This is a genomic window from Sphingomonas sp. PAMC26645 (assembly GCF_004795835.1).
Lineage (GTDB): Bacteria > Pseudomonadota > Alphaproteobacteria > Sphingomonadales > Sphingomonadaceae > Sphingomonas.
This window is the reverse complement of the sequence record NZ_CP039249.1, coordinates 15,962-40,079: the sequence shown is the minus strand read 5'-3', so window position 1 is coordinate 40,079 and position 24,118 is coordinate 15,962. Positions and strand designations below refer to the sequence as shown.

26 protein-coding genes and 1 tRNA gene are annotated in these 24,118 nt (G+C 65.9%); 10 read left to right on the top strand and 17 right to left on the bottom strand.

Going from position 1 to position 24,118, the window contains the following annotated elements:
- Positions 1–94: 94 nt before the first annotated feature.
- On the bottom strand, positions 95–1,162 hold the full coding sequence (locus E5673_RS00230) for an LLM class flavin-dependent oxidoreductase (RefSeq protein WP_136188486.1): 1,068 nt from the start codon (positions 1,160–1,162) through the stop codon (positions 95–97).
- Positions 1,159–2,052 carry an aldo/keto reductase gene (locus E5673_RS00225; RefSeq protein WP_136188485.1) on the bottom strand — a complete coding sequence of 298 codons (894 nt, stop codon included), beginning with the start codon at positions 2,050–2,052 and terminating at the stop codon, positions 1,159–1,161. Before E5673_RS00225 ends, E5673_RS00230 begins: the two co-directional genes overlap by 4 nt.
- A 30-nt stretch (positions 2,053–2,082) precedes the next feature.
- On the opposite strand from E5673_RS00225, the gene E5673_RS00220 reads away from it, so the two are divergent.
- Entirely contained in the window at positions 2,083–3,171 is a 1,089-nt protein-coding gene (locus tag E5673_RS00220) for a Gfo/Idh/MocA family oxidoreductase (RefSeq protein ID WP_281727879.1), read from the top strand.
- A gap of 87 nt (positions 3,172–3,258) precedes the next feature.
- Here the strand turns inward: E5673_RS00220 and E5673_RS00215 are convergent.
- Positions 3,259–3,333: transfer RNA gene (locus E5673_RS00215), tRNA-Thr, on the bottom strand.
- Positions 3,334–3,422: 89 nt separating this feature from the next.
- Between E5673_RS00215 and E5673_RS19500 the strand changes: the two genes are divergently transcribed.
- A complete protein-coding gene (locus E5673_RS19500) occupies positions 3,423–3,560 on the top strand; it encodes a hypothetical protein (protein WP_165899554.1) in 138 nt (45 codons plus the stop codon).
- Between the two features lie 6 nt (positions 3,561–3,566).
- Here the strand turns inward: E5673_RS19500 and E5673_RS00210 are convergent, their stop codons facing one another.
- Complete coding sequence (locus E5673_RS00210) at positions 3,567–5,366, bottom strand: aminopeptidase P family protein (RefSeq protein ID WP_136188484.1); 1,800 nt, start codon at positions 5,364–5,366, stop codon at positions 3,567–3,569.
- A 395-nt stretch (positions 5,367–5,761) separates the two neighbouring features.
- Here E5673_RS00210 and E5673_RS00205 point away from each other — a divergent pair, with 395 nt between their 5' ends.
- Complete coding sequence (locus E5673_RS00205; protein ID WP_136188483.1) at positions 5,762–7,816, top strand: S9 family peptidase; 2,055 nt, start codon at positions 5,762–5,764, stop codon at positions 7,814–7,816.
- Positions 7,813–8,205, top strand: coding sequence for an acyl-CoA thioesterase (locus tag E5673_RS00200; RefSeq protein ID WP_136188482.1), 393 nt, complete (start codon positions 7,813–7,815; stop codon positions 8,203–8,205). The genes E5673_RS00205 and E5673_RS00200 overlap by 4 nt, the downstream gene beginning before the upstream one ends.
- 151 nt (positions 8,206–8,356) lie before the next feature.
- Here the strand turns inward: E5673_RS00200 and ppc are convergent, their stop codons facing one another.
- The 3 genes from ppc to E5673_RS00185 all read right to left on the bottom strand — a co-directional run bounded on the left by ppc (position 8,357) and on the right by E5673_RS00185 (position 12,104).
- A complete protein-coding gene (gene ppc, locus E5673_RS00195; protein ID WP_136188481.1) occupies positions 8,357–11,032 on the bottom strand; it encodes a phosphoenolpyruvate carboxylase in 2,676 nt (891 codons plus the stop codon).
- Between the two features lie 105 nt (positions 11,033–11,137).
- Complete coding sequence (locus tag E5673_RS00190) at positions 11,138–11,512, bottom strand: EF-hand domain-containing protein (protein WP_136188480.1); 375 nt, start codon at positions 11,510–11,512, stop codon at positions 11,138–11,140.
- A gap of 25 nt (positions 11,513–11,537) precedes the next feature.
- On the bottom strand, positions 11,538–12,104 hold the full coding sequence (locus E5673_RS00185) for an HNH endonuclease (RefSeq protein WP_056052248.1): 567 nt from the start codon (positions 12,102–12,104) through the stop codon (positions 11,538–11,540).
- A gap of 89 nt (positions 12,105–12,193) precedes the next feature.
- On the opposite strand from E5673_RS00185, the gene gluQRS reads away from it, so the two are divergent.
- The gene (gene gluQRS, locus E5673_RS00180) at positions 12,194–13,027 is read left to right on the top strand and encodes a tRNA glutamyl-Q(34) synthetase GluQRS (RefSeq protein WP_136188479.1); all 834 of its coding nucleotides are present in this window, start codon (positions 12,194–12,196) and stop codon (positions 13,025–13,027) included.
- Between the two features lie 315 nt (positions 13,028–13,342).
- Here gluQRS and E5673_RS00175 read toward each other — a convergent pair whose 3' ends face one another.
- Positions 13,343–13,693, bottom strand: a complete 351-nt coding sequence (locus E5673_RS00175) for a DUF3147 family protein (protein WP_136188478.1) — start codon at positions 13,691–13,693, stop codon at positions 13,343–13,345.
- Positions 13,694–13,776: 83 nt separating this feature from the next.
- Here E5673_RS00175 and E5673_RS00170 point away from each other — a divergent pair, with 83 nt between their 5' ends.
- From E5673_RS00170 to egtD, 4 genes are all read left to right on the top strand, one after another.
- A complete protein-coding gene (locus tag E5673_RS00170; RefSeq protein WP_056052241.1) occupies positions 13,777–14,007 on the top strand; it encodes a twin transmembrane helix small protein in 231 nt (76 codons plus the stop codon).
- 158 nt (positions 14,008–14,165) lie between these two features.
- Positions 14,166–14,750, top strand: coding sequence for a cob(I)yrinic acid a,c-diamide adenosyltransferase (locus E5673_RS00165; RefSeq protein WP_136188477.1), 585 nt, complete (start codon positions 14,166–14,168; stop codon positions 14,748–14,750).
- Positions 14,751–14,798: 48 nt separating this feature from the next.
- Positions 14,799–16,067: an ergothioneine biosynthesis protein EgtB gene (egtB, locus tag E5673_RS00160; protein WP_136188476.1), complete on the top strand. Its 1,269-nt coding sequence runs from the start codon at positions 14,799–14,801 to the stop codon at positions 16,065–16,067.
- Complete coding sequence (gene egtD / locus E5673_RS00155) at positions 16,067–17,044, top strand: L-histidine N(alpha)-methyltransferase (RefSeq protein ID WP_136188475.1); 978 nt, start codon at positions 16,067–16,069, stop codon at positions 17,042–17,044. Before egtB ends, egtD begins: the two co-directional genes overlap by 1 nt.
- Before the next feature lie 39 nt (positions 17,045–17,083).
- On the opposite strand, the gene E5673_RS00150 is transcribed toward egtD, so the two are convergent.
- From E5673_RS00150 to E5673_RS00135, 4 genes are all read right to left on the bottom strand, one after another.
- Complete coding sequence (locus tag E5673_RS00150) at positions 17,084–17,305, bottom strand: hypothetical protein (RefSeq protein WP_136188474.1); 222 nt, start codon at positions 17,303–17,305, stop codon at positions 17,084–17,086.
- A 97-nt stretch (positions 17,306–17,402) separates the two neighbouring features.
- A complete protein-coding gene (locus tag E5673_RS00145; RefSeq protein WP_136188473.1) occupies positions 17,403–17,690 on the bottom strand; it encodes a hypothetical protein in 288 nt (95 codons plus the stop codon).
- 146 nt (positions 17,691–17,836) lie between these two features.
- Positions 17,837–18,208 carry a hypothetical protein gene (locus E5673_RS00140; RefSeq protein WP_136188472.1) on the bottom strand — a complete coding sequence of 124 codons (372 nt, stop codon included), beginning with the start codon at positions 18,206–18,208 and terminating at the stop codon, positions 17,837–17,839.
- Entirely contained in the window at positions 18,205–18,894 is a 690-nt protein-coding gene (locus tag E5673_RS00135) for an EI24 domain-containing protein (RefSeq protein WP_136188471.1), read from the bottom strand. Before E5673_RS00135 ends, E5673_RS00140 begins: the two co-directional genes overlap by 4 nt.
- 482 nt (positions 18,895–19,376) lie before the next feature.
- Between E5673_RS00135 and E5673_RS00130 the strand changes: the two genes are divergently transcribed.
- Positions 19,377–20,375: an adenosine kinase gene (locus tag E5673_RS00130; RefSeq protein ID WP_136188470.1), complete on the top strand. Its 999-nt coding sequence runs from the start codon at positions 19,377–19,379 to the stop codon at positions 20,373–20,375.
- A 128-nt stretch (positions 20,376–20,503) separates the two neighbouring features.
- Here the strand turns inward: E5673_RS00130 and E5673_RS00125 are convergent, their stop codons facing one another.
- The 5 genes from E5673_RS00125 to hisF all read right to left on the bottom strand — a co-directional run bounded on the left by E5673_RS00125 (position 20,504) and on the right by hisF (position 24,025).
- Positions 20,504–22,114: an amino acid permease gene (locus E5673_RS00125; RefSeq protein ID WP_136188469.1), complete on the bottom strand. Its 1,611-nt coding sequence runs from the start codon at positions 22,112–22,114 to the stop codon at positions 20,504–20,506.
- Between the two features lie 112 nt (positions 22,115–22,226).
- On the bottom strand, positions 22,227–22,604 hold the full coding sequence (locus E5673_RS00120) for a histidine triad nucleotide-binding protein (RefSeq protein ID WP_136188468.1): 378 nt from the start codon (positions 22,602–22,604) through the stop codon (positions 22,227–22,229).
- A gap of 116 nt (positions 22,605–22,720) precedes the next feature.
- Positions 22,721–23,038, bottom strand: a complete 318-nt coding sequence (locus E5673_RS00115) for a phosphoribosyl-ATP diphosphatase (protein WP_120301286.1) — start codon at positions 23,036–23,038, stop codon at positions 22,721–22,723.
- Positions 23,039–23,070: 32 nt separating this feature from the next.
- Entirely contained in the window at positions 23,071–23,247 is a 177-nt protein-coding gene (locus E5673_RS19495) for a hypothetical protein (RefSeq protein ID WP_168711535.1), read from the bottom strand.
- A gap of 4 nt (positions 23,248–23,251) precedes the next feature.
- A complete protein-coding gene (hisF, locus tag E5673_RS00110) occupies positions 23,252–24,025 on the bottom strand; it encodes an imidazole glycerol phosphate synthase subunit HisF (RefSeq protein WP_136188467.1) in 774 nt (257 codons plus the stop codon).
- Between the last annotated feature and the right edge of the window lie 93 nt (positions 24,026–24,118).

Sequence of the window (24,118 nt, the reverse complement as noted above, 5' to 3'; positions counted from 1 at the left end):
GCGCTCAGTTAGCAACGTTCCCCAACTGGGCCCCGGCCTTCGCCGGGGTGGCGCTACTGTGGGGTGGGTGCGTAATTGAACCGCAAGCGGCCTCTTATATCACCAAAGGCCCATGCTCGATCCGCGGCAACACATGCCGCGCAAACAGATCCGCCTCGGCCGCATGCGGATACCCGGAGAGAATAAACGCATCGATCCCCTCGGCCCTATACGCGTTCAGCTTAGCCAACACCTGGTCCGGATCGCCAACGATCGCCGCCCCGCATCCAGACCGAGCCCGCCCGATGCCCGTCCACAGGTTCGCCTCCGCATAGCCGTCGTCCGATCCTTCGCGCAGCTCGGCCTGACGCCGCACGCCAGCCGACTGCGAGTCCAGCGAGCGCTCCCGGATCGCACGACCCTCGGCATCGTCGAGCTTCGAGAGTAGCCGGTCGGCGGCAACGCGGGCTTCCGCCTCAGTCTCGCGCACGACGACATGCACTCGGTATCCGAACCGCAAAGTCCGACCGTGCTTTGCCGCCCGCGACCGTAGATCCGCAACGATCGCGCGGACCGCATCCATCGTATCCGGCCACATCAAATACACGTCGGCATTGGTGGCCGCCGCATCGCGCGCAGCCTCCGAAAGCCCACCGAAATATAGTGCCGGGCAGCGTCCCGACACCGTCGTCACGCGCGGCGGATCGACCTTCAGCTTCCAGAATGCGCCGTCATAATCGAGCGGCTTGCCGTCGAGCAACGTCCGCAAGATATGCATCGCCTCGACCGTGCGCGCATACCGCGGCGCACTCTCCAGCTTCTCGCCGGGCAGGTCGCTTGAGATGATGTTGATCGCCAGCCGCCCGCCGAGCATCCGGTCGATCGTCGCGATCTGGCGCGCGAGTTGCGGCGGCCAGCTCTCGCCGATCCGCACCGCCATCAGCAACCGCAGGCGCTTCAGCATCGGCGCGATCCCCGCAGCGAACGCGGTCGTGTCGATCCCCAGCGCATAGCCCGACGGCAGCAGGATATTGTCGTAGCCGGCGGTCTCGGCCTGCATCACGATGTCGCGGCAATGCTCCCAGCTCGATTTCAGCGCCGCATCGGGCACGCCGAGAAACTCGTAATCGTCGTCGCACAGCGCGGAGAACCAGCTGATTTCGCAAGGGGGCAGGACGGTCATGGCAGATTCTCACCCATCCCGGCCTGCAGCACCGCATACCATTCGGGACGCGTCCACTCGACCTTGTACGCGTCCGCCGAGGCAGCGATCCGCGCAGGAGTCTGCGACCCGACGATCGGAATGATCCGCGCCGGATGCGCCATGATCCACGCGAGCGTCGCGGTCGCCGCATCGACGCCGTAGCGTGCGCCATGCTCGGCGAGCAGCTTGGCCGCGGGGTGATCGCCCTGCGCCAGCCGCCCGCCCCCGAGCGGCGACCACGCCATCACCGCGACATCGCGCCGCATCGCCTGGTCGAGCGTCCCGTCGAACAGCGGCGCGGTCCGCAGCGGCGAGAACTCAGGCTGCGTGCTGACGATCGGCTGGCCCAGGAAAGCCTGCAACGCGTCGAACTCGTCCACGCTGTAGTTCGACACGCCGATGCTGCGGATCTTGCCCGCCTCGACCATCCGGGTCAGCGTTTCGGCCACCTCGTGCGGATGCGTCAGGAAGTCGCGACGGTGGATCTGGTACAGGTCGACCTGCTCGACGCTGATCCGCGTCAGCGACGCGTCGAGCGCATCGGCAAGATACGTCGCGCTCGAATTATACGGGATGCCGGGACGGATGCCCGCCTTGGTCGCGATCACCATTTTCGCCCGCAATGACCGGTCTTCGGCCAGCGCCCGCCCGAACAGCGCCTCCGCCGAACCGAACCCGGCGGGCACGTCGCAGCCATAGATGTCGGCGGTGTCGAAGAAATTGATCCCCGCCCCCAAGGCCGCCTCGATCATGGCGTGGACCGGGGCAACCTCTCCGGCCAGCCGCCACATGCCCCAGGCTATCGGTGAAACAAGGATTTCGCTCTTGCCGAGCGGGCGAAGGTCGTTGGAAAGGCGGATCGTCGTCATGCAGGCGGCCATGGCATAGGGAATGACAGCTTGGTAGCCACGATCAGATACGGCGTCGTCGGAACGGGCATGATGGGCGTCGAACACCTTCGGAACCTGGCAATCCTGCCCGGTGCCGAGATCGTCGCGATCGCCGATCCGGTCGCGACCTCGATCGACTGGGCGACCGATGCGCTTGGCGACCGCGCCGCCACTGTCGCGCGGTTCGACAGCGTCGAGGCGTTCGCCAAAGCAGCAGATGTCGACGCGATCGTCATCGCCTCGCCCAACAACACGCACCGCGACGTGCTGGAACGACTGTTCGACATGGACGCCGCGATCCTGTGCGAGAAGCCGCTGGCGACGACGATCGAGGACGCCCGCTGGATCGTCGAGCGTGCAGGAGCCCACGCAAAGCCGTTCTGGACCGGCATGGAATATCGCTTCATGCCCCCCGCCGCCGCGTTTATCGAACAGGTGCGCGGAGGCCGTGTCGGCCGGCTCCAGATGCTCTCGATCCGTGAACACCGTTTCCCGTTCCTTCCCAAGGTCGGCGACTGGAACCGCTTCTCCGCCAACACCGGCGGCACGATGGTCGAGAAATGCTGCCACTTCTTCGACCTGATGCGACTGATCGTCGGCTCGGAAGCGGTCCGCGTATATTGCTCGGGCGCGATGGACGTGAACCATCTCGACGAGCGCTATGACGGCCAGCGGCCCGACATCATCGACAACAGTTTCACGACTGTCGACTTCGCCAACGGCGTGCGCGCAATGCTCGACCTCAGCATGTTCGCCGACGGTGCCGAGAACCAGGAGGAAATGTCCGCGACCGGCGACGCCGCTCGCCTCGACGTGCTGATCCCCGCAGGCGAACTGGTCTACTCCCCCCGCGTCGGTTTCCTGAACCCGAAGCAGGTCGAGCGTACCCACGTCGTCGTAGACCCCGCCGCCAAGGCGGCCGGCTCACACGAAGGCGCGACCTACTACCAGCACGCTGCGTTTGCCGCAGCGGTCCGCGGGGAGGGGCCGGTCCAAGTCACCGCGGAGGACGGCCTGCGCGCCGTCGCGATCGGCACCGCCGCCGAGATCAGCGCTCGCGAGCACCGCGTCGTGACGATGGCCGAACTCGGGCTCTAGAACGTTCGCGGAAGCGTCAATACAGACCCCGACGGAAGTCGGTGTCCCCGCAGGGGATGCTTGTCGCGACGATCAAATGTTGAAAAATGGTGCTGCCGGTGAGGATTGAACTCACGACCTCAGCCTTACCAAGGATGCGCTCTACCACTGAGCTACGGCAGCACTCGCTGGCATCGCTGCCGGCGGAGTGGGGCTAAGAGACGAGGGCGGGATGATTGTCAAGGCACCGCGCCGCAATGTAGGGCATATTTATGGATGATCGGGATCGAAAGGCGGCGGAGAAGGCCGAGCGCATGGCGGCTGCGCTGCGCGAGAACCTGCGGCGCAGGAAGGCGCAGGCGCGCGCCGTCGGCGCGGCACCTGCGACCAAGGATGAGCCTTCTAGCTGATCGCCCTTAAGGCAATGGCGCGCATTTGGCGGTCAGCCAGGCGTGATCTTCTGCGTCGGTCATTTCCGGCGCTAGAACCGCCAGCACTTGCGCGTGATAGTCGTCGACCCATTGGCGCTCTTCCGCGGTCAGCAACGCCGGCTCGATCAGCGTGCGCTCGATCGGGCAAAAGGTGAGCGTCTCGAAGCCCAGCATTTCGCGGTCGGCACCGGGGATGGCGCGCGGCTCGATCAGGATCAAATTCTCGATTCGGATGCCGTATTCGCCGGCCTTGTAATAGCCGGGCTCGTTGGAGAGCATCATACCGGCGCGTAGGGGCTCCATCGCCGCGCCGCCGGGGTAGTTGGGCGCGGCGATACGCTGTGGGCCTTCGTGAACCGCGAGATACGCGCCGATGCCGTGGCCGGTGCCATGCGCGAAATCGAGGCCGGCTTCCCACAGCGGACGGCGCGCGAAGGCGTCGATCTGGCCACCCATCGTGCCATCGGGGAAGACTGCCGTGGCGATGCCGATATGGCCCTTCAGGACGCGGGTAAAACGGTCGCGCATCTCGTCGGTCGGTTCGCCGATCGGCATCACGCGCGTCACGTCGGTGGTGCCATCGGCATACTGGCCGCCTGAATCGATCAGGTAGAGCTGGCCGGGTTCGATCGGCGCGCTCGACTCCTCGGTGACATGGTAATGCGGGCTCGCGCCGTGCGGACCGGTTGCGGAGATCGTGTCGAACGAGGTATCCTTCAGCAGGCCGGTCTGTTCGCGGAACGCGAGCAGCTTGGCGGCGGCGCTGAGTTCGGTTTGCCCCCCCTTCACGCACTCGGTCTCGACCCAGCGGAGGAAGCGCGCGAGTGCGGCGCCGTCGCGGGCGGAGGCGGCGCGGTGGCCGCTTATCTCGACGGGGTTCTTGATCGCCTTGGCGAGCACGACGGGATCGCGCAGCGGCAGGATCTTCGCGCCGCCGGCCTGGAGCGCTTGCGTGATCGCGGCGACCGCGCGTTCGGGATCGGCGGCGACGCGCTTGCCGGAATAGGTGCCCAGCGCAGCGGCGAACGCGGTGCGATCATGGAGGCGGACCGCGTTGCCCAGATGCTGGCGGACCGCGTCGTCGAGCTTGTCGGGCGCGACGAACAGGTCGGTGGTGCCGTCCGCACCGACGATCGCATAGGACAGTGCGACGGGCGTGTGATCGACGTCGCCGCCGCGGACGTTGAGCGCCCAGGCGATCGAATCGAGCGCAGAGAGAATGACCGCGTCGGCATTCTGCTCAGACAGCCAGTCGGCGATCTTCGCGCGCTTTTCGGCAGACGAGGCGCCGGTGAACTGGTCGGGCTGGACAGTAAGCTTGGCGGGGGAGGGGGCTGGACGATCGGTCCAGATCGCATCGATCGGGTTGGCATCGACCGCGACCAGCGTGGCGCCACGGTCTGCTAGCGCGGTGGTGGCGTCGGCGACCCAGGTCCCGGTGTGCAGCCACGGGTCGTAACCGATCCGACCGCCCTCGGGGGCATGCTTGCCGAGCCACGCGGCGGGACTGGTCTGCGGCACGGGCTCATAGTCCCAGTGCGCGCCATCGACCTGCTCGCGAACCTGGATCGTGTAGCGCCCATCGGTAAAGATCGCCGCACGGTCGGCCAGCACGACCGCCGTGCCCGCGGATCCGCCGAACCCGGTAAGCCAACCTAGGCGCTGCGCGTAACTGCCGACATATTCGCTCATATGCTCGTCGGTAAGGGGGATGACGAAGCCGTCGAGGCCGTCGGCTTGGAGCTGTGCGCGGAGGGCGGCGAGGCGGTCGGTCTGGGTCGGCATTGTGTGGGTCTCTCGTCGGTCTCGGGTGATGCCTGTGTTCTGCCAGAAACGCGCTGCGTGGGACAGCGCGGGGAATAGCCGCGCCCTTTTTGATCGAACGGCGCTCCTGCGTCCTTGTTCTCCCGCGAAGGCGGGAGCCCAGTCTGGGTCCCCGCCTTCGCGGGGAAACACGTTTGGTGCAGGGGCGCTTACACCAGCTATCACCACCCCGGCGGAGGCCGGTGCCCAATTGGAAAGGTCGCAGTAACTGCGCGCGATCCTCCGTTATTGCCGTCCCCCAATTGGGCCCCGGCCTTCGCCGGGGTGGTGGCGTGGGAGTGGTGCGCGGTTTCTATCGATCGCTCGCAAACGCCACAGCGTTTGGCATCCACACCCCGCACGGCTAACACACCGGGATGACCACGCCCCCCATTGCCGAACAGCGGCCGCACAGCTTCACCACGCATGGCGTGACGATCGAGGATCCGTATGCGTGGCTGAAGGACCCGAATTATCCGGAGGTCGATGACGCCGACGTGCTGGCGTATCTCGCTGCCGAGAATTCGTATTTCGAAGAGCAGATGGCGCCGCACAAAGCGCTCACCGACACGATCTACGAAGAGATGAAGGCGCGCATCAAGGAGGACGAATCCTCGGTGCCGCAGAAGGATGGCGATTGGCTCTACTGGACCGCGTACGAGACCGGCGGGCAGTACAAGAAATGGTGGCGCAAGCCAGTGGCCGGCGGTGACGACGAGCTGTTGCTCGACGAGCCGGCGCTGGCGGAGGGGCATGAGTATTTCCGGCTCGGCGCGTTCTCGGTCAGCAATGACGGGCGCTATCTCGCCTATGCGATCGACGACAATGGGAGCGAGCGGTTCGAGGTTCGGGTCAAGGACCTGGATACCGGCGAGCATCTGCCCGACGTGATCCCGGGGATGCTCAGCGAGATCGTCTGGACCGCGGACGATGCGGGCTTTTTGTACGGGCTGGCGAACGAGCAGTGGCGCACGGACAATGCGCGGTTCCACCGGTTGGGGACGCCGATCTCCGAGGACGTCGTGCTGTTCCACGAGGAGGACGAGGGCTTTCGCGTCGGCGTCGGCGAGACGAGTTCGCGGAAATGGATCGTGATTGCGACCAGCGATCATGTGACGAGCGAGCTGTATCTGCTGCCGGCGCACGAGCCTTTGGCGGTGCCGATCCTCGTGTCGGCGCGGAAGGTGGGCCGCGAATATGATGTGGACGAGCATGACGGGACGCTGTTCATCCATACCAACGACGTCGATCCGAATTTCCGGCTGTGCACTGCGCTGGTCGAGGAGCCGGATGCGTGGAGCGAGCTGATTCCGGCCTCGCCGCATTTCTACATGACCGGGGTCGAGTGCTATCAGGACTTCTTCGTCGTCGATGGGCGCGAGGACGGTCTCGATCAGATCGCGATCCACCGGTACGAGACGCCGACCGAGGGCAAGCGGATCGATTTTCCCGAGGCGAGCTATGTCGCCGGGCTGGGGGACAATCCCGAATACGACATGACCGTATTGCGGCTTGGGTATGAGTCGATGGTCACGCCGGGGACGGTGTATGATTACGACGTCGATACCGGCGAGCGGACGATGCTCAAGGTGCAGGAAATCCCGAGCGGGTATGACGCCGCGAAATATGCGACCGAGCGGCTGAAGATCGCCGCGCGGGACGGGACCGAAATTCCGGTTTCGATCGTGTATCCGGCGGGGTTCGTGCGCGACGGGTCTGCGCCGTTGTTTCTCTATGCCTATGGCGCGTACGGCTATGCGATCCCGCCGGGCTTCTCGACTGGGCGGATGAGCCTGCTCGATCGCGGGTTCACCTATGCGATCGCGCATATTCGTGGCGGCGATGACCTGGGCCAGCAATGGTACCTCGACGGCAAGCTGGAGAAGCGCGCGAACACGTTCAACGATTTCGTCGATGTGGCGAAGGCGCTGGTCGACGCGCAGTGGACGTCGGCGGGGAAGATCGCGATCGCGGGGCGGTCGGCTGGCGGCGAGCTGATGGGGGCGGTGGTCAACTCCGATCCCGAGCTGTGGGGCGCGGTGATCGCGGATGTGCCGTTCGTCGACGTGCTGAACACGATGCTCGACGAGAGCCTGCCGCTGACGCCGGGTGAGTGGCCTGAGTGGGGGAACCCGATCGAGGATAAGGCGGCGTTCGAGCTGATCCGATCCTATTCGCCGTACGACAACGTGAAGGCGCAGGCTTATCCGCCGATGTTCATCAGCGGCGGGCTGAACGATCCGCGCGTGACCTATTGGGAGCCGGCGAAGTGGGCGGCCAAGCTGCGGCTGATGAAGACCGACGACAACGTGCTGTTGCTCAAGACCAACATGGGCGCGGGGCACGGCGGCAAGTCGGGGCGGTTCGAGTCGTTGCGTGAGGGCGCGGAGGAACACGCGTTCGTGCTGTGGCAGCTGGGCGTCGCGGGGTGAGCCGGTTCACGCTCTCGATCACGGCGCAGGACGCGGATATCGACGAGCTTGGGCATGTGAACAATGCGGTCTGGGTGCAGTGGATCCAGGCCATCGCGACTGCACATTGGGAGGCGGTGGCGCCGGCCGAGCATAAGCTGGCGTATGTGTGGGTCGTGACGCGGCATGAGATCGATTACCGCGGGAGTGTTGTCGCGGGGGAGACGGTCGTTGGTGAGACTTGGGTCGAGGGCGCGCCGAAGGGGGCTCGGTTCGATCGGCATGTTCGGTTTTTGAGCTATGACGGGAAGGTAAAGCTGCAAGCGGTGACCACTTGGGCTTTGCTCGACCGCGCGACTGGGCGGTTGATGCGGGTGCGCGAGGATATCGCCGCGCCGTTTTACTCCTAGTCCCTCTCCCCTGCGGGGAGAGGGAGGGAGCGACGTAGTCGCGGAAGGGTGAGGGGCGTTGGGATGAACCGTCCCGAGCCTCATGCCCCTCTCCCTTCCCACCGCAAGCGCGGCGGGCCCCTTCCCTCTCCCCGTAGGGGCGAGGGAGTTTTTAGCCGCTGTTTCGCAGCGCGGTGGCGATGGCGTTGATCGATAAGAGGATGCCTTCGCCTATCCGCGGGTCGTCCTCGCCAGCGCGGCGGCGTTTTATCAGCTCGATCTGGAGGAGGTTGAGCGGCTCGATATAGGGGAGGCGGAGGCGGATCGAGGCGTCTAGGGCGGGGTGCTTTTCTAGCAGGCGGGACTGGCCTGTTACCGCGAGCAGGCCGTCGTGGGTCTGGTGCCAGCCGTCGCGGATCGTGGTGAAGATTTCGCGGAGCTTGTCGTCCTCGACGAGCCCGGCATAGCGTTCGGCGATGCCGATGTCGGACTTGGCGAGTACCATCTCCAGGTTCGCCAGCGCGGACGCGAAGAGCGGCCAGCCTTGTGCCATGTCCTTCAGCAGCGCCTTGTCCTCGAAATCGGCGATCGCGCGGCCTACCCCGTACCAGCCGGGGAGCATGACGCGCGCCTGCGCCCAGCTGAACACCCAGGGGATCGCGCGGAGGTCTTCGATGCGGTCGGACTTGGTGCGACTGGCGGGGCGGCTGCCGATCTTGAGGCCGGCGATCTCGGCGATCGGCGTCATCTGGCGGAAGAAGGTGCGGAAGCCTTCGGTACCATAAACCAAGTCGCGGTAGCTGTGGAACGCGGTGTCGCTGAGCGTGTCCATTGCGGCGGAGAAGCTGGCGTTGTCGGCGTTGGAGAGGCGTTCGGGTTCGAGGCTGGCCAGCAACGTGGCCGACGCGATCGCCTCGAGGTTGGTCATCGCGGCGTCGCGCGTGCCGTATTTCGCGGCGATGACTTCGCCCTGCTCGGTGATGCGGATGCGGCCCTGGACGGTGCCCGAGGGCTGCGCGCGGATTGCACGGAACGCCGAGCCGCCGCCGCGCCCGACCGCGCCGCCGCGACCGTGGAACAGCTGCATGCCGACGCCGGCGGCTGCGAAGACGGGTTTTAGCGCGGTCGAGGCTTTCGAGAGCTGCCAGGTGGAGGTGAGGTAGCCGCCGTCCTTGTTGCTGTCGGAATAGCCGATCATCACTTCCTGATGGCCGCGTGCCTTGGAGATCGTCGCGATCTCGGGGAGCGCGAACCACGCGGTCATGACGGCGGGGGCGGCTTCGAGATCGCCGATCGTCTCGAACAAGGGCACGGCCATGATCGCCGCGGTCGGGGTTTCGCCGGGGCGGTAGAGGCCGACTTCCTTGAGCAGGAGGTTCACTTCGAGCAGGTCGCTGACCGACTGCGCCATCGAGACGATGTAGTTGGTGATGCAGGCGGGGCCGTACGCGGCGTGCGCGTCGGCGGCGGCCTGGGCTATCGCGAGTTCGCCGGCGGTTTCCTCCGAATATTCGGCGAAGCGCGAGGTGAGGGGGCGGGCGTTGGCGAGTTCGCGGCGGAGCAGCGCGACGCGGGCGTCTTCGTCGAGCGCGAGGTACTCGTTTTCTGCGCCGGCGACCTTGAGCAGTTCGGCGACCACGCGCTCGTGGACGGCGCTGTTCTGGCGAAGGTCGAGCGTGGCGAGGTGGAAGCCGAACGTTTCGACCGCGCGGATCAGCCGACCGAGCGCGCCGCCGGTTTTCAGCGCATTTCCGAGGCCGTGCGCGAGCGTGACGAGATCGGCGCGGAAGTCGGCGGGGTTCGCATAGGGTTCGCCGGTAAGGCGGCCGGGGCGGGGGGCGTGCTTGCCGGTGAGCGCGTCGTGCGTGGCGGACAGGCGGGCGTAGATGCCGGAGAGCGCGCGGCGATAGGGTTCGTCGGCGCGGCTGGCGGCGTTGTCGCCGCTGGTGTCGGCGAGCGCTTGTACGGCGGCGTCTGTGGGCGTGTGTTCGGTCGAGATCGAGAGTTCGGCGCCGAGCGCGTGCACCGCGTCGCAATAATAGCCGAGCACGGCTTCGCTCGCCTTCGACAGCGCGGTCTTGAGCGAGTCGGCGGTGACATAGGGGTTACCATCGCGGTCGCCGCCGATCCAGCTGCCGGGGCGCAGGAAGCTCGGCGTGCGTTCGCCGAGGGCGCGGTCCCAGCGCTGGTAGAGCGCGGGGAGCGCGGGGAGGAACACGTCGCGCAGGTAGCTGAGCGCGGTGTCGACTTCGTCGGTGACGTAGAGGCGGTCGCGGCGCAGGACGCGCGTCTGCCAGAGCAGCGCGATCTGGCGGAGGATCGCGTCGTCGACGCTGTCGCCATCGGGCGTGGTGTCGCGGCCGAGATCGCGCAACGCCATCAGCTCGGCGATGCGGTTGCGGTGGTCGATCATGCTTTTGCGGCGGACTTCGGTCGGGTGCGCAGTGAGCACGGGGGCGATCAGCGCGTGGTCGAGCAGCGTGCGGATCTGGGCGCGGTCGATGCCTTCGGATTCGAGCTGGGCGATCGCGGAGGCGAGGTCGGCGCCGTCCTCCGCGGCGATGCCCTGGCGGTCCTCGGCGAGGTTGGCGAGCATCGAGAACAGCATGAAGCCGCGGACGAAATCGAGCGTCTCGTCGAGGCTCAGTTTTTCGAGGCTGAGGTCGACGGCAGTGTTGTCGGCGGCCTTGCCTTCGGAAACGTCGCGGTGGCGCTCGACCGATGCCTTGCGGATCGTCTCGGTGGCTTCGAACAGACGCTCGCCGCCATAGGCGCGGATGACGTCGCCGAGCAGTTTGCCGAGGAACCGGATGTCGGAATTGTTCGCGATTGCGGGGAGGCTTGCCATAATGCCCTGCTGCGCTGCGGCAGGGATCAGGTCAACCTTGTACGCTAGGCGAGTCGCTTAAATAGTCGCTTCAACAGACCTTGGAGCGACAGATTGTTGCAGCGATCAGCGCTTACGCGACTCCGCACGCTCTTCCGACGTCACCGTGCCGTCGTGGTTCAGGTCCATCCTGTCGAACCAGGCGAGCGTACCTTCGCTCCACTCGATCGCGGTGATGACGCCGTCCTTATTGCGGTCGAATGCCTTGATGCGGGCATTCGGCGAGGGGAGTTCGTCCTTGGTGACCCGATCGTCGCCGTTGCGGTCGAGCGTGCGGAAGCGGCGCTCCATGCTGGCCCCGAAATCGAGCCGTGACGTCACCGATGGCGGTACGAAGCCGACCGCGTTGGCGTCGGCCTGCGCGCGCTGCTCGTCCTTGTCGCCGCACGCGGACACCAGAATTCCCGTCGCGGCGAGCGCCGCTACCAGTTTCACCTGCATAGAATCTCCCGTCGTATCGACGCCGTCAGGCTTCGAGTTCGATGTCCCAATAGAGCCAGTCGTGCCACGTGTCGTGCAGGTAGTTGGGCGGGAAGCTGCGGCCGTGTTCCTGGAGATGCCAGTTGGTCGGGCGGATCGCCTCGATATGGAGCGGCATCGCCGCCTGTTTTGGCGTGCGCCCGCCCTTTTTGAGGTTGCAGGGCGAGCAGGCGGTGACGACGTTCTCCCACGTGGTACGACCGCCTTGCGCGCGGGGGACGACATGGTCGAAGGTGAGATCGCGCAGCTTGCCGCAATATTGGCAGGTGAACTTGTCGCGCAGAAACAGGTTGAAGCGAGTGAAGGCGGGAAATTGCGACGGTCGGACGAACTGCTTGAGCGCGATGACCGAGGGCAGCTTCAGCGCGAAATTGGCGCTGCGGACTTCGCGTTCATAGGTGGCGACGATGTCGACGCGGTCGAGGAAGACAGCCTTGACCGCGGTTTGCCACGGCCAGACGCTGAGCGGATAGTAGGAAAGCGGCGTGTAGTCGGCATTGAGCACAAGCGCCGGACAACCATCCGGGTGACGCATCAGATCGGGGTGAAACACGGCTCCTCCCACTCAGGCTTCGCAGAGCGCCCTATGGACGACAGCGATGACACCGCCATGACAGCACGCCGCGTGGCGGTCGGTCAAGCATGCTGAGCGACGGACCGGTCGTAACGCGGTTCGCGCCGAGCCCGACGGGGCGGTTGCACCTGGGCCACGCGGTCTCGGCGATCCGCGCGCACGATTACGCGCGCGAGCGGGGCGGGCGGTTCCTGCTGCGGATCGAGGATATCGATGGGACGCGGAGTCGGCCGGAGTTCGTGGCGGGGATTTTGGAGGATCTGGCGTGGCTTGGGTTGCGGTGGGACTCGCTGGTGTTTCAGTCGGAGCGGTTGGCGACGTATGATGTTGCGCTGGAGGCATTGAAGGCGCGCGGGCTGGTTTACCCCTGTTTCTGTACGCGGGCGGAGATCGCGGCGAGCGCGTCGGCGCCGCAGGGGGATGTCGGGCCGGTCTATCCGGGGATTTGTCGCGGTCTGAGCGCGGAGGAGGTCGCTGCGCGGGGGGATGTGGCGCATTGCTGGCGGCTCGACATGGCGAAGGCGGTGGCGATGACCGGCGTGCTTGCGTGGCATGATGCGATTGCCGGGACGGTTGTCGCCGATCCGCTGGCGCAGGGGGATGTCGTGCTGGCGCGGAAGGATGCGCCGGCGAGCTATCATCTGGCGGTGACTCTGGATGATGCGGCGCAGGGGGTGACGGACGTGGTGCGCGGGGTGGACCTGTTTGCGGCGACCGACGTGCACCGGGTGTTGCAGGCTTTGCTGGGGTTGCCGGTGCCGGGGTATCATCATCATCCGCTGGTGGTGGATGCGGCGGGGCGGCGGTTGGCCAAGCGGGATGGGGCGGTGTCGCTGGCGGAGATGCGCGCGGCGGGGGAGGATGGGGTGGCGTTGGCGGCTCGGGTACGGAGTGGGGGGTGACCGATCCGCGCTGCCGATCATGAGCGTGATGATCGGAGCAGGGTATGGCTGGAGACGGATCGTAGCCCGTGCCTCCTTGTTCTCCCGCGAAGGCGGGAGCCCAGACTGGGTCCCCGCCTTCGCGGGGAAACAATGAGGAGAGTGGGACATCCGTAATCTCGCACCACCCCGGCGGAGGCCGGGGCCCAGTTGGGGGACGTTGCCAACTGAACGCTGCGCTTCGTTACTGCGACCTTTCCAACTGGGCCCCGGCCTTCGCCGGGGTGGTGCTTCTTTTTGGGGGGGGGCATCTTGCCTATGACGAGGGCGCTGCCGCTAAAGCTCGATCCCCAGCTTCGGCGCGGCCCACGTCATCGCGACATACAGCGCGATCGTCAGCACGCACCCCGCCACCAGCGACACCCAGAACGGCGCGCCGTGGCGCAGCATCGCCGGGATCAGCAGGAACATCGGCAGGGATGGCAGGACGTACCAGAAGGTCGCGCCGGCGTGCGCGGCCATCGTCCGAGGGTCGGGCTTGTCGTGCCAGAGCCAGATCATGCCGAGCACCGATACCAAGGGCAGCGACGCCACGAGCGCGCCGAAGCCGGGGTAGCGCTTGGCGATCTCCGAGGCGGCGGCGATAAGAATGCCGGAAATCAAGGCTTTCAGCGTCAAGTATAACATGCAGCATTTGCGCGCATCACAAGCGTGTCCGCAACACTATCCTTGCCATTGCTAGCGTCGATGCGCGCGCTTACATTCCGTCTATGAACACATTCCTCGTCATCCTCCTGATCGCGGCGATGATCGCGACCGTCGTGGCCCTGGTGCGGGGCGTCGTGTCGTTCCTGCAGGAGGGGACGGCGCAGGTTCGCGACGGCAACGGCCCGAGCGCGGCGTCGCTGAAATCGAATCGGATGATGCAGCAGCGGATTTTCTTCCAGGCGCTGGCGATCCTGATCGTCGTCGTGATCCTGTTCGCGGCGGGACGGAACTAGGAAAGGGACTGTCCCGCTCATGGGGTTCGGCCACTTCCGCAGTCGGTATGCGTCCGCCATCCTGACGAAAGTCAGGATCCAGAGTAATTAGCGACGCGCTCTGGGCTCTGGTTCCTGACTTTTGTCAGGACGGCGGGTCCTGGTGTTGGTGGATAAAAATGGTCAAGCTCAACAAGATCTACACGCGAACCGGTGACGACGGCACGACCGGGCTGGTCGACGGGTCGCGCGTGTCGAAGGCGAGTGCGCTGATGCAGGCGATCGGCGATGTCGACGAGGCGAACTCGGCGATCGGCGTGGCGGTGGTGGCGCTCGGCGACGATCCGCTTGCTGCCGCGCTGGAGCGGATCCAGAACGATCTGTTCGATCTCGGTGCCGACCTCGCAACGCCTGCGACTGACAACGGATTCGCACCATCCGAGATGGTGTTGCGCATCGTCCCGGCGCAGGTCAAGCGACTCGAGCGTGAGATCGATGCGATGAACGTGCACCTCGCGCCGTTACGGAGCTTCATCCTGCCGGGCGGGTCGCCGCAGGCCGCCGCACTACATCTGGCCCGCGCCATTTCACGGCGGGCGGAGCGATCCGCGGTTGCGGCGACGCATGATATGCCGCTGAATCCGGCGGCATTAGCGTATGTTAACCGGCTATCGGATTTCCTGTTCGTGGCGTCGCGCGCAGTGAACCAAAACGGGGCCGGCGACGTTCTATGGCGACCGGGGGCTACGCGCACGCAGGCGTGATCGGCGTTCGCGCGTTGCGGTACTGGGCGACGCATTGAAGGATAACCGATGCCGCAGCCTATTCGTCCCGATCTCACCCCCGCTCTTTCGTCGGATCTGAGCGAGCGTTTTTCAGCGGTACGAGCGCTGTCGCTTGCTCTGGCCGCGCCGCTGTCGGATGCCGATGCGACGGTGCAGTCGATGGACGATGCCTCGCCGACCAAATGGCATCTGGCGCATACGACGTGGTTCTTCGAGACTTTCGTGTTGCGCGATCACGTCGGTGGCTATGCGCTGCATGACGAGCGGTTTCCGTTCCTGTTTAACAGCTATTACGAGGCCGAGGGGCGGCGCCATGCGCGCGACCGGCGCGGGATGGTGACGCGGCCGTCGCTCGACGAAGTGCGGGCGTACCGCGCGCATGTCGATGCGGCGCTGCTCGATGCGCTGCCCGGGTTGTCGGCGGATGCACAGGCGCTTGTGGCGCTCGGGTGTCATCACGAGGAGCAGCACCAGGAATTGCTGGTGACCGACATCCTCCACATGTTTTCCGAGAATCCGCTGGAGCCAGCGATGTGGCCGGCGCCGCGGAAAGTGCCGGTCGAGATGCCGGGGCCGATCGGCTGGATCGCGCGCGAGAGCGGGATCGTCGAGGTCGGGCATGACGGCGATGGGTTCGGGTTCGATTGCGAGGGACCGCGTCACGCTGCCTTGCTCGTGCCGCATGCGATCGCCGACCGGACCGTGACGAACGGCGAATGGGCGGCGTTCATCGCCGACGGCGGCTACACCGAAGCGCGGCATTGGCTGGCGGATGGCTGGGCCTGGGTGAAGGCGGAGGGCATCGTCGCGCCGCTCTATTGGGAACAGGGCGAGGCGGGCTGGACGCGGTTCGGGCTCGACGGGCGGCGCGCGATCGATCCGGCGGCGCCGGTGACGCATGTGAGCTTCTTCGAGGCGGATGCGTATGCGAGCTGGGCTGGCGCACGGTTGCCGACCGAGTTCGAATGGGAGGCGGCGGCGGCGTCGCATGACGCGAACGGTGGCAACCAGATGGATGTGGCGGGGCCAGTCGAGCCTCGGCCTGCGGCAAACGGTCCGGCGTTTTTCGGCGACGTATGGGAGTGGACCGGCAGCGCGTACCGGCCGTATCCCGGCTTCGTGACTGCGGCGGGCGCCGTCGGCGAATACAACGGCAAGTTCATGAGTTCGCAGTTCATCCTCCGCGGTGGCAGTTGTGCCACGCCGCGTGGGCATGCGCGCACGAGCTACCGTAATTTCTTTTATCCGCATCAACGGTGGCAGTTCACCGGCGTGCGTCTCGCGAAAGATATCTGATGTTGAAGCCTGAGATCGAGGATGGCCAGCAGACGCTCGCCGATCCGCAATTCCGCGCGGATGTGCTGGACGGGCTCGCGCGGCGGCCGCGGGCGATCCCGGCACGGTGGTTCTACGATCGGCGCGGGTCGGAGCTGTTCGAGAAGATCACCGATCTGCCCGAATATTATCCGACGCGGACCGAGCGCTCGATCCTTGAGACCGCGTGTCCCGAAGTTGCGACGCTTGCGGGCGCAGGGCGTGCGGTCGTCGAGTTCGGCTCGGGGTCGTCCACCAAGACGCCTATCCTGCTCGATGCCGTAGCGCCGTCGGTATACGTGCCGATCGATATCTCGGGTGATTTCCTGCGGGAGTCATCGAAGGTGCTGGGCGACCAGTTTCCGGACCTGCTCGTGCTGCCGTTCGAGGCGGACTTCATGCGGCCGTTGAGCTTGCCGAAGACGATTGCAGATACGCCCAAGCTCGGGTTTTTCCCGGGGTCGACGATCGGCAACATGATCCCGCTGATGGCGGTCGATCTGCTGCGCGCGATGCGGTCGTCGCTCGGCGTCGGCGCGATGCTGCTGATCGGGATGGACCGGATCAAGGGCGAAGACGTGCTGGTGCCCGCGTATGACGATGCGCAGGGCGTGACCGCGGCGTTCAACTTGAACCTGCTAGAGCGGATCAATCGCGAACTAAACGGCGACATCCCGGTCGACGCGTTCCGACACAAAGCCGTGTGGAACGACGATCGCGCTCGGATCGAGATGCACCTAGAGGCGGTGCGCGACGTTGTGTTCACCGTCGATGGGCGATCGTTCGAGATGACCGAGGGCGAGACGATCCATACGGAGAACTCGCACAAATATGGCGCACGGGATGCGCGGATCCTGCTGCGGTCCGGTGGGTGGACGCCGGTGGCGGCGTGGACCGATCCCGAGGGGCTGTTCGGCGTGTATCTGGCCGAGGCTCAGGTGGAGCGGCCAGCGCCCTGAAGCAGGGCCTGTTCCGGACGAGTTGCCCGCCGCCTAGGCTCAACCGGGAATGCCCCAGTTCGCCTCATCGTCAGCCGATGCGGCAGTGCGGACAAGATGCTCGACATAATGCTGGAAAATCGGAACCGTGAAGGTGACTAGCGTGGGCTCGCCCCCCGGTTCCTTGAACGTCAGCACGACGAAGCGCTGGCCGTCTTCGTCGAGAATCAGGCCGGCTTCCATCGCGCCGGGGCCGCTCGGGGTAATTACGGTCGTTGCCATGATCGTCTTTCGCTATCGGGTCTCCAGGCGCCCATAACGCTCCGCCGCACCAAGTCCATGACCAGCACGATATCGACGCGTGTCAATCTCCCGCGCTCTAGGCCTCGATACGCCGAAGGTCCCGGATTTCCTCCCAGGTGATCGGTCGGTCGCGGCCCGCGCACTGAATGATCAGGTCCGCCGCTTCGACGTCGTCATACCCGTCGAATGCCCGGACCATCTCTTGCAACGATCCGCTGGCGACGGACTTGCCGATGTCCTCTTCGTTCGCCGCATGCTCGCGCACTACCTTTGCGGGCATATTCCACATGGTCTTCAACACGATCACTGACTCCGGCCCCCCGGGTGGATCGCCGTCGTGCGGCGTGATGGAGCGCGCGTCCATAGTGTCGGCAGGTCGTATGCGATCGCCTTACGCGACGGCACGGTGAACCGATCTCGCTCTCCCGTTGCTCATCGACGAAGCCGGCGCGGTTGAACCTTATCGGATGCGTTGAAGGCGGAAACCTTGGCCTACCGCACGGCCGTGCGTTACTTTCCGCCTTCCCGTCGTGTCAGCGCCGCTACGCAACTCGCACGGTCGATCGTGCTGCCGTCGGGTTCTCGCGCGTCGAGATACGTCACGCGGGGGGCGTCGGACCCCTTGGGGTACAGATACGCGTCGAGCACGCAGATCCCGCTCTGGAACTGAAGCTTTCGCGCGCTGCCCTCGCGCACGTCGGCATCGGGTTGGCCGAACAGCTTGGTCAGGCCGGCGGCATCCTGGCCGAGCACGCGTTCAAGGCCGACGCTCGTGTACGGGATCGCCGGGCGTCCGACCGCGGGCTTAGCTACCGGAGCGGCGCAGCCGGCCAGTCCGCCACCGAGTGCCAGCGCGATGGCTATAGTGGTCAATCGCGTCATGGTCGGCCTTTGCGAGAATACTGGCTGTGGAAATAATGCGTCGCCATCGCTGCCCCCAGCACGGGCGCGGCGATGTTGAGGACCGGAACCACGAACAGCCCGGTGTTCGCAAGCCCCAGCACGAACCGGCTCCCCTTGGTCGTCGCACGCCAGCCTCGCATCGCCGTTGCGTCCATGTGTCGTGCCGCAACCATGTCACCAAGATCGCGCCCCAGCAGCCAGCCATTGACGACGAAGAACGCGGCCGCCGTGCCGACACCTGTGACGAGCAACGCGATATAGATGGGCAGCATCACCAAGTTGACGAGCACGACGCGCGCGGCGGAGCGTAACCCCATCGCGAGGCTGCGAGCAAACGCGACGGGGCGGGCGGTCATCAGCGCGTCGGGATAATGCCGAGCCTCGACCGCTTCGACGACCTCGTCCGCGAAAATTCCGACCACCGCGATCGCGACGGCACGGAACAGCAGCCACAGCGCCAGGACCGTTACGAACAGCGCGAAAGCCGCGGCCAGCCCATCCGCATCCCAACCAAGCCACGCCGCCAGCGCTGCTTGCGTTCCCCACCATGCGCCGACGCCGAGCAGCGCGAAGACGAGCAGCGTGACGACCATCGACTTGACGAACACCCGGAGCACGGGCGGATCGGTAAGTTGGCCGATCGAGAGAAGGAGAGCGCGGAGCATCGGCTCGGGATGGCGCGAGGGCAGGGGAAGGTCAACGCGCGTTTCCGCCGTGTCTCCGTCGTGTCTCCGTCGTGTCTCTGTCGTTTCGGCAGCTCGACCTTTCCCGTTCCCCCGCGGACGCGGGGGCCCAGCTAAACCAAGGCCACCGTCCGAGAGCCTGCCCCCCCAAGGCGCTTGGGAACAGCAGTGGGCGAGGGTGTCATGCAGCTATCTTTTCAGCACCGCGAGAACCGCAGAGCCTGCGCAAACCGGAAACCAAGGCAACCACCCCGGCGGAGGCCGGGGCCCAGTTGGGGAACGGCGGTAATGACGGATCGCGTTTTATCACGACCACCTTGCCAACTGGGCCCCGGCCTCCGCCGGGGTGGCGGATTTAGTCGTTCTGCCCCGACCTAACCAAAAGCGGCGGCGCCCCCACACCAGTTGCACCAATCCCCCCCGCGATTTACGGCAGGGCTTTCCCGCACCCCCGGAGTTTCCCCTTGTCCAACCCAACTTACGACGTCGTCGCGATCGGCAACGCCATCGTCGACATCCTCAGCACCGCCGACGACGCGTTCATCACCGAGATCGGCGTCGCCAAAGGCTCGATGCAGCTCATGTTCTCGTCGGAAGAAGCCGACGCGCTCTACGCCAAAATGGGCCCGGGCATGGAAATCTCCGGTGGCTCCGCTGCCAATACCGTCGCCGGCATCGCCGCGCTCGGCGGCAAGTGCGGGTTCATCGGCCAGGTCGCCGACGATCAACTCGGCCAGGTCTTCGCGCATGACGTCCGCAGCATCGGTATCGAGTTCGCCACCCCCGTCCGCGCCGGCGACCCGACCACCGGCCGCTGCCTGATCTTCGTGACGCCCGACGGCCAGCGCACGATGAACACCTTCCTCGGTGCGGGGCAGTTCCTCCCCGCCGCGGCGATCGACACCGCGATGATCGCCGACAGCGCGATCCTGTATCTCGAAGGCTATCTCTGGGATCCGGAAGAGCCGCGCGCCGCGATGCGCGCCGCGATCGATTGCGCGCGCGGGGCAGGGCGCAAGGTCGCTTTCACGCTCAGCGACGTATTCTGCATCTCGCGCCACGGCGGCGATTTCCGCCAACTGCTGTCGGACGGCCTGATCGACATCTTGTTTGCGAACGAGAGCGAACTGGCCGCGCTCGCCGAGACCGACGACTTCGACGCAGCCGTCGCCAAGATCTCGGCACAGGTCCCGACCCTGGTCGTCACCCGCGGCGAGCACGGCGCCTGCGCGATCCAGAACGGCGCGCGTGCCGAGGTCAAGGCCGAGCCGATCGCCAAGGTCGTAGACACCACCGGCGCCGGCGACCTGTTCGCGGCGGGGTTCCTCCACGGCCAGGCCCAGGGCTACGACCTGCAGGCGTCGCTGAAGCTCGGTGCGGTCTGCGCGGCCGAGATCATCAGCCATGTCGGCGCCCGCCCGATGGTCGACATGAAGGCGCTCGCCGCCAAGCACATCGGCTGAGGCACGTGTCCCCGCGAAGGCGGGGACCCAGACTGGGCTCCCGCCTTCGCGGGAGAACAAGCTTGGTGCGAAGGCATAAAAAAAGGGCCGCGGGAGTTTCTCCCGCGGCCCTTTTTCGTCGCACTCGATCAGTGGCTGGCCGGAGGCGTCCGGTCGTCCTCGGCTACACCGTCATCGAGCCCCATCCCGACATGGCTGCGCGAGCGGCTATACAGGAAGTAGATTGCCAACCCGATCGCACCCCAGCCCGGCAGGACCAGCTTGGCGGTCAGCGGCAGCGACAGGTACAGCCCGACGCAACCGATGATCGCGAGCGGCGCGACGATGTACACCGCCGGCGTACGGAACGGACGCTTGCGGCTCGGGTCGGTCTTGCGCAGCACCATCACCGAGATCGCCACCATCATGAACGCGAACAGCGTCCCCGCATTCGAATAATCCGCGAGCTTGCCGACCGGCAGCACCGCCGCTGCGATCGCTGCGGCGATACCCGTCACGACCGTGACGACGTGTGGCGTGCGGAACTTAGGATGGATCGACGCGAGCTTGGCGGGCAACAGGCCGTCACGCGCCATCGTGAAGAACACGCGGGTCTGGCCGAACATCATCATCAGCACGACCGATGGCAGCGCCAGCACCGCGGCCAGCCCGACCAGCCGACCCATGATCGGCCAGTTGATGACCTGAAGCACGTGGACGAGCGCTTCCTTCGAGCAGACCAGAGGCTCCATCGCGCCGCCTGCGACGATCGCCGCACAACGCCCAGCCATCTCGGCCGAGCCCGGTGCCAGCACGCCGCCATCGGCGGTCGTCACCGGGTTCGCACCGATCGCACCGATCGCGCCCGATGCGACCAGCAGGTAGAACAACGTACAGATGCCGAGGCTGGCGATCAGCCCAATCGGCACGTTGCGTTGCGGGTTCTTGGTCTCTTCCGCCGCCGTCGAAACCGCGTCGAAGCCGACATAGGCGAAGAAGATCGACGCCGCCGCACCCAGCACGCCTACACCCGACGAACTCAGCGGGTTACCGACGCCGTAGGGCAGGAACGGATGGAAATTGTCGGCCTTGAGGACCGGGATCGTCAGCGCGATGAACGCGGTCAGCGCGGCGATCTTGATTAGCACCAGCACCGCATTGACGCGTGCGCTCTCGGTCGTTCCGACCACCAGCAGCCACGTGACGAGCGCGATGACGATCACCGCGGGCAGGTTGATGAACCCGCCAACGGTCATTGCGGTTTGCAGATCGGCGTTGGGCGTCGCGCCGAATGCGACCTGGACGTTCGCCATCAGCGCATCGGCGTTGCGCAACCCGTTGGGGATGTGAAAGCCGATCCCGTCGAGCAGCCCGGCCAGATGGTTCGACCACCCCACCGCAACCGCGCTCGCGCCGACCGCATATTCGAGGATCAGCGCCCAGCCGACCATCCAGGCAAGCAACTCACCCGTGACGGCGTAGGTATATGTGTAGGCCGAGCCCGACACCGGCACCATCGACGCGAGTTCGGAATAACAGAGCGCCGCCACCGCGCAGACGAAGCCGGCGACGACGAAGCTCAGCAACATGCCCGGCCCGGCCTTCTGCGCGGCTTCGGACGTCAGCACGAAGATACCCGTGCCGATCACCGCGCCGACGCCCAGCAGCGTCAGCTGGAACGCGCTGAGCGTTCGCGCCAGACCCTTTTTCTCTGCCGTCGCCAGAATGGCATCCAGCGATTTTACGCGACCAAAAATCAACGCGGTGTCCCCCGGGGATAGCGAGGGCCGGGTCAAATGGCCCCCTTTGCTCAAGCGCCCGAGCCTAATGGCAATTTTATTACGCGCAATCCTTTAGTGCGGTGAAGCTGGCCTATCGCGCCAGCATCGGCCCGAGCGGGCGCCCGCCAAAGACATGAACATGCAGATGCGGCACCTCCTGGTGTCCGTCCTGGCCGACGTTTGCGAGCAGTCGATAACCTGGTTCGACAAGGCCGGCGACACGCGCGACGGTGCCCACCGCGCGGATGAATCCGGCGATCTCGGCATCTGGTGCGCGCGCGGAAAAGTCGTCCCAGGACACGTACGCACCCTTGGGGATCACGAGCAGGTGCGTCGGCGCCTGCGGATTGATGTCATGGAAGGCGATCGCGAAGTCGTCGTCATAGACCCGCTGCGACGGGATCTCGCCGCGCAGGATCTTCGCGAAGATGTTCTGGTCGTCATAAGGCTGGGTGGCGTCGATCGGCATGTATTCCCCTCCCGCTTGCGGGAGGGGTTATGGGAGGGGCTGGGCCATCCCGATCCCGGCGGAGCATGTGCGTCATGCCCTCCCCCGAACCCTCCCGCAAGCGGAAGGGGAGAAGGTTAGCCCGTTCGCCCAGCCTTCTCGATCAGTCCACCGACACCCTCGCGCCGTTCCAACTCCGCGCGCACGTCGTCCAAACTCAAACCCGCATCGGCCAGCAACACCGCCAGATGGAACATCAGGTCCGCGGCTTCCGGCACGATGCTCGCCTCGTCGCCCGAGCACGCCGCGATCACCGTCTCAACCGCTTCCTCGCCGAGCTTCTGCGCGATCTTCGGGCGGCCCTTGGCGAACAGGCTCGCGGTATAGCTGGTGTCGGCGGGCGCATCGCGGCGGGCGCGGATGGTCGCCTCGAGGCGGTCGAATACGGGGTCCATGCGCTGCGTGCTGACGCAGCGGGGAGGGTGGGTCAATCCTCTGCGGGCGGTTTGGTCTTGGTAAACCGCTTCCGCAACGCCCGCCGCACGAGGAACACGCCCATCACCGCGAACACGAACAGCGCGATGTCCGACAGTTCGGGCCCGGTACGCGGATGGACGATGCCGCTATGCCCCGACTGCACCGCGAGAAAGGGCAGCGCTATCATCGGATCAGGCCGGCCGAACCGGCGAGCGCACAGGAATCCCCCCCGCTGCCAGCGCAGCATGCGCATCGCCGATCGACGCCTGCCCAAAATGGAAGATCGACGCCGCCAGCACCGCGCTCGCATGCCCGTCGCGGATCCCCGCCACCAGATCGTCGAGCCCGCCGACGCCACCGCTAGCGACCACGGGCACGCTCACTCTATCGGAAATCGCCCGGATCAGGTCGAGGTCGTAACCACTCCGCGTGCCGTCACGGTCCATCGAGGTGACAAGCAACTCGCCTGCGCCCAGTTCGGCAAGCTTCAGTGCATGCGCGATCGCATCGATCCCGGTCGCGCGCCGACCGCCATGCGTGAACACTTCCCAGCCTTCACCGGAACGCCGCGCATCGACACTCGCGACGCAGCACTGGCTGCCGAACCGCTCTGCGATATCCGCAACCAGTTCCGGCCGCTCGACCGCCGCTGAATTGACCGCCACCTTGTCCGCTCCCGCCAGCAACAGCGCGCGCGCATCGTCCGCCGTCCGCACCCCGCCGCCAACCGTCAACGGCATGAAACACACCGCCGCGGTCCGTCGCACGACGTCGAGAATCGTCCCCCGACCCTCATGGCTCGCGCCGATATCGAGGAAACACAACTCATCCGCCCCGGCCGCATCATACGCCCGCGCCTGCTCGACCGGATCGCCGGCGTCGCGCAGTTCGACGAAGTTCACCCCCTTCACCACGCGCCCATCGGCGACGTCGAGACACGGAATGACGCGCGCGCGGACCGTCATGCGTTGGGCCGAAGGTTTTGTTCACGCGGAGACGCGGAGACGCGGAGACGCGGCAAAGCCGCTAAGAAGAATATTTCGCGCAGAGGCGCAGAG

Excerpts from the sequence above, each read along its gene's own strand:
- E5673_RS00230 (WP_136188486.1), bottom strand. The coding sequence starts at position 1,162 with ATGACCGTCCTGCCCCCTTGCGAAATCAGCTGGTTCTCCGCGCTGTGC.
- E5673_RS00225 (WP_136188485.1), bottom strand. The coding sequence starts at position 2,052 with ATGACGACGATCCGCCTTTCCAACGACCTTCGCCCGCTCGGCAAGAGC.
- E5673_RS19500 (WP_165899554.1), top strand. The coding sequence starts at position 3,423 with ATGGATGATCGGGATCGAAAGGCGGCGGAGAAGGCCGAGCGCATGGCG.
- E5673_RS00210 (WP_136188484.1), bottom strand. The coding sequence starts at position 5,366 with ATGCCGACCCAGACCGACCGCCTCGCCGCCCTCCGCGCACAGCTCCAA.
- E5673_RS00205 (WP_136188483.1), top strand. The coding sequence starts at position 5,762 with ATGACCACGCCCCCCATTGCCGAACAGCGGCCGCACAGCTTCACCACG.
- ppc (WP_136188481.1), bottom strand. The coding sequence starts at position 11,032 with ATGGCAAGCCTCCCCGCAATCGCGAACAATTCCGACATCCGGTTCCTC.
- E5673_RS00190 (WP_136188480.1), bottom strand. The coding sequence starts at position 11,512 with ATGCAGGTGAAACTGGTAGCGGCGCTCGCCGCGACGGGAATTCTGGTG.
- gluQRS (WP_136188479.1), top strand. The coding sequence starts at position 12,194 with ATGCTGAGCGACGGACCGGTCGTAACGCGGTTCGCGCCGAGCCCGACG.
- E5673_RS00175 (WP_136188478.1), bottom strand. The coding sequence starts at position 13,693 with ATGTTATACTTGACGCTGAAAGCCTTGATTTCCGGCATTCTTATCGCC.
- E5673_RS00170 (WP_056052241.1), top strand. The coding sequence starts at position 13,777 with ATGAACACATTCCTCGTCATCCTCCTGATCGCGGCGATGATCGCGACC.
- E5673_RS00165 (WP_136188477.1), top strand. The coding sequence starts at position 14,166 with ATGGTCAAGCTCAACAAGATCTACACGCGAACCGGTGACGACGGCACG.
- egtB (WP_136188476.1), top strand. The coding sequence starts at position 14,799 with ATGCCGCAGCCTATTCGTCCCGATCTCACCCCCGCTCTTTCGTCGGAT.
- egtD (WP_136188475.1), top strand. The coding sequence starts at position 16,067 with ATGTTGAAGCCTGAGATCGAGGATGGCCAGCAGACGCTCGCCGATCCG.
- E5673_RS00150 (WP_136188474.1), bottom strand. The coding sequence starts at position 17,305 with ATGGCAACGACCGTAATTACCCCGAGCGGCCCCGGCGCGATGGAAGCC.
- E5673_RS00145 (WP_136188473.1), bottom strand. The coding sequence starts at position 17,690 with ATGGACGCGCGCTCCATCACGCCGCACGACGGCGATCCACCCGGGGGG.
- E5673_RS00140 (WP_136188472.1), bottom strand. The coding sequence starts at position 18,208 with ATGACGCGATTGACCACTATAGCCATCGCGCTGGCACTCGGTGGCGGA.
- E5673_RS00135 (WP_136188471.1), bottom strand. The coding sequence starts at position 18,894 with ATGCTCCGCGCTCTCCTTCTCTCGATCGGCCAACTTACCGATCCGCCC.
- E5673_RS00120 (WP_136188468.1), bottom strand. The coding sequence starts at position 22,604 with ATGCCGATCGACGCCACCCAGCCTTATGACGACCAGAACATCTTCGCG.
- E5673_RS00115 (WP_120301286.1), bottom strand. The coding sequence starts at position 23,038 with ATGGACCCCGTATTCGACCGCCTCGAGGCGACCATCCGCGCCCGCCGC.
- E5673_RS19495 (WP_168711535.1), bottom strand. The coding sequence starts at position 23,247 with ATGATAGCGCTGCCCTTTCTCGCGGTGCAGTCGGGGCATAGCGGCATC.
- hisF (WP_136188467.1), bottom strand. The coding sequence starts at position 24,025 with ATGACGGTCCGCGCGCGCGTCATTCCGTGTCTCGACGTCGCCGATGGG.